Origin of the sequence: Pseudomonas wuhanensis (genome assembly GCF_030687395.1) — a bacterium.
In the GTDB taxonomy this organism is placed as follows: Bacteria; Pseudomonadota; Gammaproteobacteria; order Pseudomonadales; family Pseudomonadaceae; genus Aquipseudomonas; species Aquipseudomonas wuhanensis.
The window spans coordinates 676,247-690,895 of record NZ_CP117430.1 but is presented as its reverse complement, the minus strand read 5'-3'; the positions used below and the strand labels follow the sequence as shown (position 1 = coordinate 690,895).

The window sequence follows — 14,649 nt, the reverse complement described above, 5'->3', positions numbered from 1 at the left end:
CGATAGTTTGTGTGTTTGTTTCTCGAACTTTCGGTTCGTTTCGTCTTCACACACCGCAATCTGGTGCCTCTTCAGGTCAGCAAATTGCTTGGGTGTTATATGGTCAAGCCTCACGGGCAATTAGTATTGGTTAGCTCAACGCCTCACAGCGCTTACACACCCAACCTATCAACGTCGTAGTCTTCGACGGCCCTTCAGGGGACTCAAGGTCCCAGTGAGATCTCATCTTGAGGCTAGTTTCCCGCTTAGATGCTTTCAGCGGTTATCTATTCCGAACATAGCTACCCGGCAATGCCACTGGCGTGACAACCGGAACACCAGAGGTTCGTCCACTCCGGTCCTCTCGTACTAGGAGCAGCCCCTCTCAAATCTCAAACGTCCACGGCAGATAGGGACCGAACTGTCTCACGACGTTCTAAACCCAGCTCGCGTACCACTTTAAATGGCGAACAGCCATACCCTTGGGACCGGCTTCAGCCCCAGGATGTGATGAGCCGACATCGAGGTGCCAAACACCGCCGTCGATATGAACTCTTGGGCGGTATCAGCCTGTTATCCCCGGAGTACCTTTTATCCGTTGAGCGATGGCCCTTCCATACAGAACCACCGGATCACTAAGACCTACTTTCGTACCTGCTCGACGTGTCTGTCTCGCAGTCAAGCGCGCTTTTGCCTTTATACTCTACGACCGATTTCCGACCGGTCTGAGCGCACCTTCGTACTCCTCCGTTACTCTTTAGGAGGAGACCGCCCCAGTCAAACTACCCACCATACACTGTCCTCGATCCGGATAACGGACCTGAGTTAGAACCTCAAAGTTGCCAGGGTGGTATTTCAAGGTTGGCTCCACGCGAACTGGCGTCCACGCTTCAAAGCCTCCCACCTATCCTACACAAGCAAATTCAAAGTCCAGTGCAAAGCTATAGTAAAGGTTCACGGGGTCTTTCCGTCTAGCCGCGGATACACTGCATCTTCACAGCGATTTCAATTTCACTGAGTCTCGGGTGGAGACAGCGCCGCCATCGTTACGCCATTCGTGCAGGTCGGAACTTACCCGAGAATTTCGCTACCTTAGGACCGTTATAGTTACGGCCGCCGTTTACCGGGGCTTCGATCAAGAGCTTCGCGTTAGCTAACCCCATCAATTAACCTTCCGGCACCGGGCAGGCGTCACACCCTATACGTCCACTTTCGTGTTTGCAGAGTGCTGTGTTTTTAATAAACAGTCGCAGCGGCCTGGTATCTTCGACCGGCGTGGGCTTACGCAGTAAATGCTTCACCCTCACCGGCGCACCTTCTCCCGAAGTTACGGTGCCATTTTGCCTAGTTCCTTCACCCGAGTTCTCTCAAGCGCCTTGGTATTCTCTACCCAACCACCTGTGTCGGTTTGGGGTACGGTTCCTGGTTACCTGAAGCTTAGAAGCTTTTCTTGGAAGCATGGCATCAACCACTTCGTGTTCTAAAAGAACACTCGTCATCAGCTCTCGGCCTTAGAATCCCGGATTTACCTAAGATTCCAGCCTACCACCTTAAACTTGGACAACCAACGCCAAGCTGGCCTAGCCTTCTCCGTCCCTCCATCGCAATAACCAGAAGTACAGGAATATTAACCTGTTTTCCATCGACTACGCTTTTCAGCCTCGCCTTAGGGACCGACTAACCCTGCGTCGATTAACGTTGCGCAGGAAACCTTGGTCTTTCGGCGTGGGTGTTTTTCACACCCATTGTCGTTACTCATGTCAGCATTCGCACTTCTGATACCTCCAGCAAGCTTCTCAACTCACCTTCACAGGCTTACAGAACGCTCCTCTACCGCATCACCTAAGTGATACCCGTAGCTTCGGTGTATGGTTTGAGCCCCGTTACATCTTCCGCGCAGGCCGACTCGACTAGTGAGCTATTACGCTTTCTTTAAAGGGTGGCTGCTTCTAAGCCAACCTCCTAGCTGTCTAAGCCTTCCCACATCGTTTCCCACTTAACCATAACTTTGGGACCTTAGCTGACGGTCTGGGTTGTTTCCCTTTTCACGACGGACGTTAGCACCCGCCGTGTGTCTCCCATGCTCGGCACTTGTAGGTATTCGGAGTTTGCATCGGTTTGGTAAGTCGGGATGACCCCCTAGCCGAAACAGTGCTCTACCCCCTACAGTGATACATGAGGCGCTACCTAAATAGCTTTCAGGAGAACCAGCTATCTCCGAGCTTGATTAGCCTTTCACTCCGATCCACAGGTCATCCGCTAACTTTCACGGTAGTCGGTTCGGTCCTCCAGTTAGTGTTACCCAACCTTCAACCTGCCCATGGATAGATCGCCCGGTTTCGGGTCTATTCCCAGCGACTAGACGCCCTATTAAGACTCGCTTTCGCTACGCCTCCCCTATTCGGTTAAGCTCGCCACTGAAAATAAGTCGCTGACCCATTATACAAAAGGTACGCAGTCACCCAACAAGTGGGCTCCCACTGCTTGTACGCATACGGTTTCAGGATCTATTTCACTCCCCTCTCCGGGGTTCTTTTCGCCTTTCCCTCACGGTACTAGTTCACTATCGGTCAGTCAGTAGTATTTAGCCTTGGAGGATGGTCCCCCCATATTCAGACAAAGTTTCTCGTGCTCCGTCCTACTCGATTTCATGGCCAAGAGATTTTCGCGTACAGGGCTATCACCCACTATGGCCGCACTTTCCAGAGCGTTCCGCTAATCTCAAAGCCACTTAAGGGCTAGTCCCCGTTCGCTCGCCACTACTAAGGGAATCTCGGTTGATTTCTTTTCCTCAGGGTACTTAGATGTTTCAGTTCCCCTGGTTCGCTTCTTAAGCCTATGTATTCAGCTTAAGATACCTAACTTATGTTAGGTGGGTTCCCCCATTCAGACATCTCCGGATCAAAGTCTGTTTGCCGACTCCCCGAAGCTTTTCGCAGGCTACCACGTCTTTCATCGCCTCTGACTGCCAAGGCATCCACCGTATGCGTTCTTCACTTGACCATATAACCCCAAGCAATCTGGTTATACTGTGAAGACGACATTCGCCGAAAATTCGCGATTAAACTCACAAATTTTACCTTAGCCTGATCACCACCAGTGAAAGTGGCCATCAGTCTATCTTTCTATCACATACCCAAATTTTTAAAGAACGATCTAATCAAAGACTAGAAATCAACATTCACACCGATATTCATTTCTAACTCTCAAACGTTTCGAAGCAGTATGGTGGAGCCAAACGGGATCGAACCGTTGACCTCCTGCGTGCAAGGCAGGCGCTCTCCCAGCTGAGCTATGGCCCCATACAAAATTGGTGGGTCTGGGCAGATTCGAACTGCCGACCTCACCCTTATCAGGGGTGCGCTCTAACCAACTGAGCTACAGACCCAATTTCGAGCGCGTAACTGTTAGCGTTGAGCTATCAGCTTGGAGCTTAAAGCTGCTTCTATCGTCTTCTTCAATGAATCAAGCAATTCGTGTGGGAACTTATGGAGCAGCTGATGTCGTCGATTAAGGAGGTGATCCAGCCGCAGGTTCCCCTACGGCTACCTTGTTACGACTTCACCCCAGTCATGAATCACACCGTGGTAACCGTCCTCCCGAAGGTTAGACTAGCTACTTCTGGTGCAACCCACTCCCATGGTGTGACGGGCGGTGTGTACAAGGCCCGGGAACGTATTCACCGCGACATTCTGATTCGCGATTACTAGCGATTCCGACTTCACGCAGTCGAGTTGCAGACTGCGATCCGGACTACGATCGGTTTTATGGGATTAGCTCCACCTCGCGGCTTGGCAACCCTCTGTACCGACCATTGTAGCACGTGTGTAGCCCAGGCCGTAAGGGCCATGATGACTTGACGTCATCCCCACCTTCCTCCGGTTTGTCACCGGCAGTCTCCTTAGAGTGCCCACCATTACGTGCTGGTAACTAAGGACAAGGGTTGCGCTCGTTACGGGACTTAACCCAACATCTCACGACACGAGCTGACGACAGCCATGCAGCACCTGTCTCAATGTTCCCGAAGGCACCAATCCATCTCTGGAAAGTTCATTGGATGTCAAGGCCTGGTAAGGTTCTTCGCGTTGCTTCGAATTAAACCACATGCTCCACCGCTTGTGCGGGCCCCCGTCAATTCATTTGAGTTTTAACCTTGCGGCCGTACTCCCCAGGCGGTCAACTTAATGCGTTAGCTGCGCCACTAAGAGCTCAAGGCTCCCAACGGCTAGTTGACATCGTTTACGGCGTGGACTACCAGGGTATCTAATCCTGTTTGCTCCCCACGCTTTCGCACCTCAGTGTCAGTATCAGTCCAGGTGGTCGCCTTCGCCACTGGTGTTCCTTCCTATATCTACGCATTTCACCGCTACACAGGAAATTCCACCACCCTCTACCATACTCTAGCTCGTCAGTTTTGAATGCAGTTCCCAGGTTGAGCCCGGGGATTTCACATCCAACTTAACGAACCACCTACGCGCGCTTTACGCCCAGTAATTCCGATTAACGCTTGCACCCTCTGTATTACCGCGGCTGCTGGCACAGAGTTAGCCGGTGCTTATTCTGTCGGTAACGTCAAAACAATTACGTATTAGGTAACTGCCCTTCCTCCCAACTTAAAGTGCTTTACAATCCGAAGACCTTCTTCACACACGCGGCATGGCTGGATCAGGCTTTCGCCCATTGTCCAATATTCCCCACTGCTGCCTCCCGTAGGAGTCTGGACCGTGTCTCAGTTCCAGTGTGACTGATCATCCTCTCAGACCAGTTACGGATCGTCGCCTTGGTGAGCCATTACCTCACCAACTAGCTAATCCGACCTAGGCTCATCTGATAGCGCAAGGCCCGAAGGTCCCCTGCTTTCTCCCGTAGGACGTATGCGGTATTAGCGTCCGTTTCCGAGCGTTATCCCCCACTACCAGGCAGATTCCTAGGCATTACTCACCCGTCCGCCGCTCGCCACCAGGTACAAGTACCCGTGCTGCCGCTCGACTTGCATGTGTTAGGCCTGCCGCCAGCGTTCAATCTGAGCCATGATCAAACTCTTCAGTTCAAACATCTTTGGGTTTTTAAGAAACCCTAAACTTGGCTCAGCAATCGTTGGTTACATCTTTGATTTCTCGCGGAGTAACTTGTGATGCTGATAATCTTGTTGACTATCAGTCTGACTCCACAAGCACCCACACGAATTGCTTGATTCAGTTGTTAAAGAGCGGTTGGTTAAGATCTTTCGTCTCAACCGAGGCGCGCATTCTACAGCAGCCTCTGTTGCTGTCAAGCGGTTATTTTCAGAAGCTTTCAAAGTTTCCTTTGCAACTTCAACCACTTGCGCTTCCGATCTCTCGTTAGCGGGAGGCGAATTCTACAGCGTTACTCGCTGCTGTCAACACCTCTTTTTCTCCGCTTTCGACCGAGAAGATCGAACCGTCGATAAGGCGAAAACATACTGCCCTACCAACTCCTTCTGGCTTCGATGAACTGAAGCGTAACCACTGCCGAAAACCGCGTAACTCTTTGTTTACCAAGGAGTTTTCCGTTTCGACTGCGCCGGAAGTGGGGCGAATTATAGACTTCCAGAATCTGCCGTCAACCCCTGATTTCAGCTTTATTCGGATTTGAGCGTAATACGCGCAAATGCCTTCTTCCCAGCCTGGCAAACATGGGTTGCGCCCAGTACGTATATAAAGGTGCGATCGACAACCTCACCATCTATACGCACACCACCAGAGCCCAGAAGATCGCGCGCCACGGCAGAGTTCTTCACCAGCCCTGCTTTATTAAGGACGGCAGCGATCGGCATATCCTCAGCAGCAGTCAACTCGATCTCTGGCAGATCATCCGGCAGCTCACCATCCTTCATACGGTTACCCGCCGCACGGTGAGCATTGGCCGCCGCCTCTTCACCATGGAAGCGCGCAACGATCTCTTCGGCCAGCTTGATCTTGATGTCACGCGGATTCGCGCCCGCCTCGACGTCAGCCCGGAAAGCATTGATCTCTTCCATGGAACGGAAGCTGAGCAGTTCGAAGTAACGCCACATCAGCACATCTGGAATAGAAACCAGCTTGCCGTACATGACACCCGGCGCTTCCTGGATACCGACGTAGTTGCCCAACGACTTGGACATTTTCTTCACGCCATCCAGACCTTCGAGCAACGGCATAGTCAGAATGCATTGAGCCTCCTGACCATAGCTACGTTGCAGTTCACGCCCCATCAGCAGATTGAACTTCTGATCGGTACCGCCCAACTCGACATCCGCGCGCAACGCGACCGAGTCATAACCCTGAACCAGCGGATAGAGGAACTCATGAATGGCGATGGGTTGATTGGTGGTGTAGCGCTTGTCGAAGTCGTCACGCTCGAGCATGCGAGCCACGGTGTATTGCGAAGTCAGGCGAATGAAGTCGGCCGGCCCCATCTGATCCATCCAGGTGGAGTTGAACGCCACTTCGGTCTTGGCCGGATCAAGAATCTTGAAGACCTGCGTCTTGTAGGTCTCGGCATTCTCGAGAACCTGCTCACGGGTCAGCGGAGGACGTGTCGCGCTCTTGCCGCTCGGATCACCAATCATCCCGGTGAAGTCACCGATAAGGAAGATCACCTGATGCCCCAGATCCTGGAACTGGCGCAGCTTATTAATAAGCACGGTGTGACCCAGGTGCAAATCCGGCGCGGTCGGATCGAAGCCTGCCTTAATACGCAGCGGCTGGCCACGCTTGAGTTTCTCGATCAGCTCGGACTCGACCAACAGTTCTTCTGCACCACGTTTGATCAGCGCTAGCTGCTCTTCAACCGACTTCATAACAGACCCGCAAGGCTCAGATTCAAAGGGGAACAACCATACAAGATCGCGCACCAAATACAAGTTTTGCCCGGCGCACGGACGCCAATCCACGGACAGAGCGTTCGCAGACTTGCTTCAGAGATGATTTGGTTATATTTTATACAGTTATTTCGTCTTCATCATGTCATTCATCTTTTCCAATTCATCTTTTCAAAGTCAAAATTACCTATGACCACAGAACCGTCTAAAGCGCCGCCGCTTTACCCGAAGACCCACCTGCTCGCAGCAAGTGGCATCGCCGCCCTTCTCAGCCTGGCGCTTCTGGTATTCCCTTCCAGTGATGTTGAAGCCAAAAAGACGACCCTGAGTCTTGAACTGGAAAGCCCTGCAGAACAACTGACACAAGATCAAGACGCCGCCGACGCCATCCAGGCCACAAATGAGCCGGCAGCCTCCCCCTTCGCGCAGATCGAAAACAGCGCCGAAGACACTCAGGAAACCGCCCAGGCCGCCCCCGTCCCTGCTCCCGCACCAGTCGTCGAAGAGAAGAAAGCGCCAGGCCATAAGGAAGTGATCGTTAGCAAAGGCGACACGCTCTCGACGCTGTTCGAAAAAGTCGGCCTTCCAGCCGCTTCGGTGCATGAAGTACTGGCCAGCGACAAGCAGGCCAAGCAGTTCAGCCAACTCAAACATGGCCAGAAGCTTGAGTTCGAACTGAGCCCGGCTGGCCAACTGACCAACTTGCACAGCAAAGTCAGCGATCTGGAAAGCATCAGCCTGACCAAGAATGACAAGGGTTATACGTTCAACCGCATTACCTCCAAGCCCACCGTTCGCTCCGCCTATGTTCATGGCGTGATTAACAGTTCGCTGTCGCAATCCGCCGCCCGAGCCGGTTTGTCCCACAGCCTGACCATGGATATGGCCAGTGTGTTCGGCTATGACGTCGACTTCGCCCAGGATATTCGCCAAGGTGACGAGTTCGATGTGATCTATGAACAGAAGGTCGTCAACGGCAAAGCTGTCGGCAACGGCCCGATCCTCTCCGCACGCTTCACCAACCGTGGCAAGACCTACACCGCGGTGCGCTACACCAACAAGCAAGGCAACAGCAGCTACTACACGGCTGACGGCAATAGCATGCGCAAGGCGTTTATCCGTACCCCGGTAGACTTCGCCCGCATCAGCTCGAAATTCTCCATGGGCCGCAAGCACCCGATCCTGAACAAGATCCGCGCCCACAAGGGCGTCGATTACGCCGCCCCACGCGGTACGCCGATCAAGGCTGCCGGTGACGGCAAAGTATTGCTGGCGGGTCGTCGCGGCGGTTACGGCAACACCGTGATCATCCAGCACGGCAATACCTACCGCACGCTGTACGGTCATATGCAGGGCTTCGCCAAAGGCATCAAGACTGGTGGCAGCGTCAAGCAAGGTCAGGTGATCGGCTACATCGGTACCACCGGCCTATCCACCGGCCCGCACTTGCACTACGAGTTCCAGGTCAATGGCGTACACGTCGATCCACTGGGCCAGAAGGTAGCGATGGCCGATCCGATCTCCAAAGCTGAACGCTCACGCTTCCTCGCGCAAAGCCAACCGCTGATGGCGCGCATGGATCAAGAGAAAACCACCCAGCTGGCTTCGAGTAAACGCTAAGCCATGGCGCTCTATATAGGTGTGATGTCCGGGACCAGCCTTGATGGACTGGACATTGCGCTGATTGAGCAAACCCCGGCGATCAAGCTGATCGCCACCCATTACATCCCTATGCCTGACTCCCTGCGCGCCGATCTGCTTGGCTTGTGCGCCAGCGGCCCGGACGAGATTGCCCGCTCCGCCATTGCCCAGCAAAACTGGGTGAAACTGGCCGCACAGGGCATTCACACCCTCCTCGACCAACAAAATCTGAAACCCGACGACATTCGCGCGATTGGCAGCCACGGCCAGACCATTCGCCACGAGCCGGCGCGCGGGTTCACCGTGCAAATCGGCAACCCGGCTTTGCTCACCGAGCTGACCGGCATCACCGTAGTCAGCGATTTTCGCAGCCGCGATGTAGCCGCAGGCGGGCAAGGCGCGCCATTGGTTCCAGCCTTCCATGAAGCCCTGTTTGAGGAGCGGGCTGGTAACCGTGCGGTATTGAACGTCGGCGGATTCAGCAATCTCAGCCTGATCGAGCCCGGCAAACCTGTCGCGGGTTTTGACTGCGGCCCGGGGAACGTCCTGCTGGATGCCTGGATTCATCAACAACGCGGCGACAACTTCGATCGCGACGGCCAATGGGCCGCCAGTGGCAAAGTTGAACCGGTTCTGTTGAATGAGCTGCTCAGCGATCCTTTCTTTGTAACCCAAGGCCCGAAGAGCACTGGCCGCGAAGTGTTCAATCTCCCGTGGCTGATGCAGCATCTGTCGCAGCTACCAACCTTCGCTGCCGAAGATGTACAGGCCACGCTGCTTGAGTTGACTGCGCTGACCATTGTCGAGTCATTGCAAAGCGCCCAATCAGATACTGAAGAGCTGCTTGTCTGTGGTGGCGGCGCACACAACGCCACGCTGATGAAACGCTTGGCCGGTCTGTTGCCGAACGCGAAAGTCAGCAGCACCGCTGCGTATGGCGTAGACCCGGACTGGGTCGAAGCCATGGCCTTCGCCTGGCTGGCCCATTGCTGCCTGGAAGGTATCGCGGCCAACCGCCCAAGTGTCACCGGTGCCCGCGGCCTGCGCGTACTCGGCGCCATCTACCCCGCCTGAAACCCCAGACAGCAAAACGCCGCAGAGTCCTGAGACCCTGCGGCGCCTGGTAATTCGGTGAAGGTGCGATCAGATCGAGAACGAAGAGCCGCAGCCACACGTGGTGGTAGCGTTCGGGTTCTTGATCACGAAACGCGAACCTTCCAGACCTTCCTGGTAATCCACTTCGGCACCTGCCAGGTACTGGAAGCTCATCGGATCGACCACCAGGCTGACGCCTTCGCGCTCGACGATGGTGTCGTCATCGGCCACTTCTTCATCGAAGGTGAAGCCGTACTGAAACCCTGAACAACCGCCGCCCGTAACGAATACGCGCAGCTTCAAGCGATCATTCCCCTCTTCATCGACCAGGCTCTTCACCTTGTGCGCGGCACCGTGGGTGAATTGCAAAGCCGTGGGGGTGAAGGATTCGACGCTCATGCTGACTATCTCCCGGCGTTACGCCGCCATAATGCGTGATGACGCGCATTATCCGCTTCTCCCAGAAAATCGGTCAACTATTGTTACGGTATATCAATCAACTCAATTGTCAGACCAGAATGCAAAAAGGCCCGTTCGACGGGCCTTTTTGCTGAGCGGGATAAAGCCTTACGGCAGCATGCCCGCATGGGAAAGACCCAAGCGCTCATCCAGGCCGAACAGGATATTCAGGTTCTGCACCGCCTGACCCGACGCGCCTTTGACCAGGTTGTCGATCACCGACAATACCACCACCAGATCACCATCCTGCGGACGATGCACGGCAATACGGCAAACGTTGGCGCCGCGCACGCTGCGGGTTTCCGGATGGCTACCGGCAGGCATCACATCGACGAACGGCTCATTGGCATAGCGCTTTTCGAACAGTGCTTGCAGATCCACCGAACGGTCCACGACAGTTGCGTAGAGCGTCGAGTGAATACCGCGAATCATCGGCGTCAGGTGCGGAACAAAGGTCAGACCAACGTCCTTGCCCGCTGCACGACGCAGGCCCTGGCGGATTTCCGGCAAGTGACGGTGCCCTTTGACGGCGTAAGCCTTCATGCTTTCCGACGTCTCGGCGTACAGCGAACCTACCGAGGCACCACGACCGGCGCCGCTGACGCCGGATTTGCAGTCTGCAATCAAACGCGTGGTATCTGCCAGACCAGCTTCAAGTAACGGCAGGAAACCCAATTGCGTGGCAGTCGGGTAGCAACCCGGCACAGCAATCAGACGCGCTTGCTTGATTTGCTCGCGATTGACTTCCGGCAGGCCGTAGACCGCTTCCTCCAGCAATTGCGGCGCACCGTGCGGCTGGCCGTACCATTTGGCCCACTCATCGGCGTCTTGCAGACGGAAGTCTGCCGACAGGTCGATGACCTTGGTCCCGGCAGCCAGCAATTCACCCGCCAGGGCATGGGCGACACCGTGCGGTGTGGCAAAGAACACCACGTCGCAGGCCCCGAGGGTCTTGATGTCCGGAACGCTGAAAGCCAGGCCGTCGTAATGGCCTCGCAGGTTCGGGTACATATCGGCCACGGCCAGGCCGGCCTCGGATCGGGAAGTGATCACCACCACTTCAGCTTGCGGATGCTGTGCCAACAGACGCAGCAGTTCGACACCGGTGTAACCCGTGCCGCCGACGATACCGACCTTGACCATAAACCTGCCCTCAACGAACCCACTGGAAAGCCGTCGATAATAGGGGCCCCGCGGCCCTGCGACAACCGTCAAGGTGACGTGCGGCGGCTCTACCCCCTACTATCTGCGCTACCGTGAACCTGGGAATAACTAAAAATGCTTTATCTGTGGCTCAAAGCGCTTCACATCATCAGCATGGTCTGCTGGTTTGCCGGCCTGTTTTACCTGCCGCGCCTGTTCGTCTATCACGCCCAAAGCGAAGACACTGTCAGCAAGGAACGCTTCAGTCTCATGGAGCGCAAGCTGTACCGGGGCATCATGGGCCCGGCGATGATCGCCACCCTGGTGTTCGGCATCTGGCTGATCAGTCTCAACCCAAGTGCCTACTTTACCCAAGGTGCATGGATGCATGCCAAATTGACCCTGGTGGTGATCCTGATCGGCTATCACCACATGTGCGGTGCACAGGTAAAACGTTTTGCCCGTGGCGAAAACACCCGCAGCCATGTCTTTTATCGCTGGTTCAATGAAGTGCCGGTTCTGATATTGCTGGCTATCGTAATTCTGGTCGTCGTTCGGCCGTTTTAATCCAACAAGCATCATTCACCCGGGGTACTTCCAATGTCGCTGCCCGCTTTGCTCGAACAACGTTTGCGTCTGCCCGTGGTGGCAGCGCCGATGTTCCTGATTTCCAACCCTGAGCTGGTGCTCGCCTGCTGCCGTAATGGCGTAGTCGGCAGCTTTCCCGCGCTGAACCAGCGTGAGAGCAGCGGTTTCAAGGCTTGGCTGGAAGAAATCGAAGCAGGACTGGCGATACTGGAAAACCCCGCGCCTTACGCGGTGAACCTGATCGTCCACAACAGCAACCCGCGATTGCAGGCGGATCTGGCGATCTGCATCGAGCACAAAGTACCGATCGTGATCACCAGCCTCGGCGCCGTGAAGGAACTGGTCGACGCCGTGCACAGCTATGGCGGCCTGGTGTTTCACGACGTGACAACCCGTCGCCACGCGGAAAAAGCCGCCGAGGCCGGCGTGGACGGTTTGATCGCCGTGGCTGCGGGCGCCGGGGGTCACGCCGGGACCTGGAGCCCGTTTTCGCTGATCGCCGAGATTCGCCAGTTTTTCGACAAGACCCTGCTACTGGCCGGCTGCCTGAACCATGGCCATGAAATTCTTGCCGCGCAATTGCTCGGCGCGGATTTGGCCTACTTCGGTACGCGATTTATCGGTACCACGGAAAGTCATGCACCTGACGCGTATAAGGAGATGCTCCTGACTTCCAGAGCCGCAGACATCGTCCATACTCCAGCGGTGTCGGGAGTACCGGCAAGCTTTATGCGTCGGAGCCTGGAGGCCGCCGGTTTCGATATAGCAGCCCTGCAAGGCAAGGGTGAGGTGAACTTCGGCTCCAAGCTCAAGCCGTTGAGCGATGAAGCCAAAGCCTGGAAAACCGTGTGGTCCGCAGGCCAGGGCGTCGGAGAAATCGATGACCTGCCGAGTGTCGATCAACTGATCGCACGTCTCGATGCCGAATACCGCAAGGCGCTGGAACTGGCGGCGGCGCTGCCCAAGCGCTGGCCGCGCTGACAGAAAAACTTGGCCAGCCCAATCCGGCTGGCCCTACACTCCATACTTGCAACTCCGCCTATTACAAACTCTCGCGACAAGGATGCCTCGGCCATGAGCGAAAACCGTTTCAAGATCGTCTTCGATGGCGCTCTGCAGCCAGGTGTTGACGCCACCACCGCGAAGCTCAATCTCGCCGAGCTGTTCAAAAGCGATGTCGCGGCTATCGAGCGCCTGTTCAGTGGCCGGACAGTTGCACTCAAGCGCGACCTGTCACACGCCGATGCGCAGACTTACCTTCAGGCACTGACGAAAACCGGCATCGATGCCCGAATCGAAACAGAACCCTCGATCGAGCTGAACCTGTCCGACGTTCACGAACACGCCCCTGCCAACAGCCAACCTTTCACGGCAGATCCCGATTCTCCCTATGCACCGCCCCGCGCCTCTGTCGGCGAAGCACTGCCGGAGTTTTCTGCACTCAAGGCATTCAGTTTCGTTGGCCGCATCGGTCGCTTGCGCTTTCTCGCCTGGACGATGGCTCTTACGCTGGTGACGCTTGGCGTTGGCGCCGTGCTGGCTGTTTTCGGCTTCGCGCTCATCAGCACGGACTCGACTGCAGGCTTGATTCTCGCTGGCCTGCTCGCCTTTATCCTGGTCGTGGTGCTCGCCTTCATCAGCATCCAGTTCAGCGTGCAGCGCCTGCACGATATCGGCTGGTCCGGCTGGCTCTGGCTGCTGAACCTTGTACCGGTCGTGGGCAGCATTTTTCCGTTTGTAATAATGATTGTGCCGGGTAACAACACGGCCAACCGGTATGGCGCACCACCACCGCCCAACAGCAACGCGGTCAGGGTGCTGGCTTCGCTGTGGCTGGTGTTTATCGCGATCATGTTCGTCGGCGGGCTGACTGGAGGCCTCACCGCGATTCAGGATGAGTACGAAAGCGCCACCGAGAGCACCTATCAAAGCAGCTCGATGATCACCGACGAAGTTGAAGTGGAGCCGGCCGAAGAGGCCGAACAAGCGCCAAATTCATCCGATGATGCAGCCGAAGCAGCCGAGCCCCCTGTAGACTCTGCAAAAGAATGAACAGCGCTCCCCGCCCGTGACACCTGCGTCGCCGGCGCGGAGCTGTTGCGATGGAGAACTGCATGACCCGTTACGCTCTGATCACTGGCGCTTCCAGCGGCATCGGCCTGGCGATGGCCGAAGCGCTGGCCCGGCGCGGCCGCAGCCTGATACTGGTGGCCCGACAGCGTGATCAGCTGGAAAGCATTGCGATTGAACTGACTCAACGTTTTGGTGTGGAAGTGTTGTTTCGTGCCTGTGACCTGGGCGAGCCGCTGAGGCTGTCCGGTTTTTTGCTGGAGCTGGAGGAAGGCGACCGGCAGATAGATTTGCTGGTCAACTGTGCCGGCATGGGTACCTGCGGCCCGTTCCTGGCCCAGGACTGGATGACCGAGCAAGATCTGATCGAAGTGAACATCCTGGCCCTCACTCGCTTGTGCCATGCCATCGGCAACAGCATGGCCTTGCAGGGCGGCGGACAGATTCTGAACGTCGCCTCGGTCGCGGCGTTCCATCCCGGCCCCTGGATGAGCACTTATTACGCCAGCAAAGCTTACGTACTGCATTTTTCCGAAGGTTTGCGCGTTGAACTGAAAAAGTGCGCGGTCAAGGTATCGGTGCTCTGCCCCGGCCCGACCCGCACGGCGTTTTTCCGCACCGCGCAACTGGACACCGACAAACTGGTCGAGAGCAAACTGCTAATGAGTCCAGAAGAAGTCGCGCTCTATACCGTGCGCGCGCTGGCGAAAAATCGCGCCATTATTATCCCCGGTCGCCTGAATCGCTGGTTCGCGTTCCTGCCGCGGCTCGGCTCACGCTGGCTGACCCGGACAATCGCAGGCATGGTCAACAAAGCCTATTGCCCGCGCTGATCAATCCTCAAGGCAAAA

9 protein-coding genes, 2 tRNA genes and 2 rRNA genes are annotated in these 14,649 nt (G+C 55.8%); 6 read left to right on the top strand and 7 right to left on the bottom strand.

The window, feature by feature from the left end; all coding sequences use genetic code 11:
• Nucleotides 1–99 precede the first annotated feature (99 nt).
• The 5 genes from PSH88_RS03155 to tyrS form a co-directional block, all read right to left on the bottom strand.
• Nucleotides 100–2,982: ribosomal RNA gene (locus PSH88_RS03155) — 23S ribosomal RNA — on the bottom strand.
• 223 nt (nucleotides 2,983–3,205) lie between these two features.
• Nucleotides 3,206–3,281: transfer RNA gene (locus PSH88_RS03150), tRNA-Ala, on the bottom strand.
• A 9-nt stretch (nucleotides 3,282–3,290) separates the two neighbouring features.
• Nucleotides 3,291–3,367 (bottom strand) — tRNA-Ile (locus PSH88_RS03145).
• Between the two features lie 123 nt (nucleotides 3,368–3,490).
• Nucleotides 3,491–5,029, bottom strand: a 16S ribosomal RNA gene (locus tag PSH88_RS03140).
• Together the 16S and 23S rRNA genes with 2 tRNA genes alongside form the textbook arrangement of a ribosomal RNA operon.
• A 552-nt stretch (nucleotides 5,030–5,581) precedes the next feature.
• Entirely contained in the window at nucleotides 5,582–6,781 is a 1,200-nt protein-coding gene (tyrS, locus tag PSH88_RS03135; RefSeq protein ID WP_305483466.1) for a tyrosine--tRNA ligase, read from the bottom strand.
• Nucleotides 6,782–6,991: 210 nt separating this feature from the next.
• Between tyrS and PSH88_RS03130 the strand changes: the two genes are divergently transcribed.
• Entirely contained in the window at nucleotides 6,992–8,422 is a 1,431-nt protein-coding gene (locus tag PSH88_RS03130) for a peptidoglycan DD-metalloendopeptidase family protein (RefSeq protein ID WP_305424899.1), read from the top strand.
• 3 nt (nucleotides 8,423–8,425) lie between these two features.
• On the top strand, nucleotides 8,426–9,517 hold the full coding sequence (locus PSH88_RS03125) for an anhydro-N-acetylmuramic acid kinase (protein WP_305424898.1): 1,092 nt from the start codon (nucleotides 8,426–8,428) through the stop codon (nucleotides 9,515–9,517).
• 69 nt (nucleotides 9,518–9,586) lie between these two features.
• Here PSH88_RS03125 and erpA read toward each other — a convergent pair whose 3' ends face one another.
• Both erpA and argC read right to left on the bottom strand, forming a co-directional pair.
• Nucleotides 9,587–9,937, bottom strand: coding sequence for an iron-sulfur cluster insertion protein ErpA (gene erpA, locus PSH88_RS03120; RefSeq protein WP_007906865.1), 351 nt, complete (start codon nucleotides 9,935–9,937; stop codon nucleotides 9,587–9,589).
• 168 nt (nucleotides 9,938–10,105) lie between these two features.
• Complete coding sequence (argC, locus tag PSH88_RS03115) at nucleotides 10,106–11,140, bottom strand: N-acetyl-gamma-glutamyl-phosphate reductase (RefSeq protein WP_305424897.1); 1,035 nt, start codon at nucleotides 11,138–11,140, stop codon at nucleotides 10,106–10,108.
• A 135-nt stretch (nucleotides 11,141–11,275) separates the two neighbouring features.
• On the opposite strand from argC, the gene hemJ reads away from it, so the two are divergent.
• The 4 genes from hemJ to PSH88_RS03095 all read left to right on the top strand — a co-directional run bounded on the left by hemJ (nucleotide 11,276) and on the right by PSH88_RS03095 (nucleotide 14,631).
• Nucleotides 11,276–11,707, top strand: coding sequence for a protoporphyrinogen oxidase HemJ (gene hemJ / locus PSH88_RS03110; RefSeq protein WP_305424895.1), 432 nt, complete (start codon nucleotides 11,276–11,278; stop codon nucleotides 11,705–11,707).
• Nucleotides 11,708–11,740: 33 nt separating this feature from the next.
• Nucleotides 11,741–12,709 carry an NAD(P)H-dependent flavin oxidoreductase gene (locus tag PSH88_RS03105; RefSeq protein ID WP_305483465.1) on the top strand — a complete coding sequence of 323 codons (969 nt, stop codon included), beginning with the start codon at nucleotides 11,741–11,743 and terminating at the stop codon, nucleotides 12,707–12,709.
• Nucleotides 12,710–12,802: 93 nt separating this feature from the next.
• Nucleotides 12,803–13,780 carry a DUF805 domain-containing protein gene (locus PSH88_RS03100; RefSeq protein WP_305426934.1) on the top strand — a complete coding sequence of 326 codons (978 nt, stop codon included), beginning with the start codon at nucleotides 12,803–12,805 and terminating at the stop codon, nucleotides 13,778–13,780.
• A gap of 62 nt (nucleotides 13,781–13,842) precedes the next feature.
• The gene (locus PSH88_RS03095; protein ID WP_305424893.1) at nucleotides 13,843–14,631 is read left to right on the top strand and encodes an SDR family NAD(P)-dependent oxidoreductase; all 789 of its coding nucleotides are present in this window, start codon (nucleotides 13,843–13,845) and stop codon (nucleotides 14,629–14,631) included.
• Nucleotides 14,632–14,649: the final 18 nt, after the last annotated feature.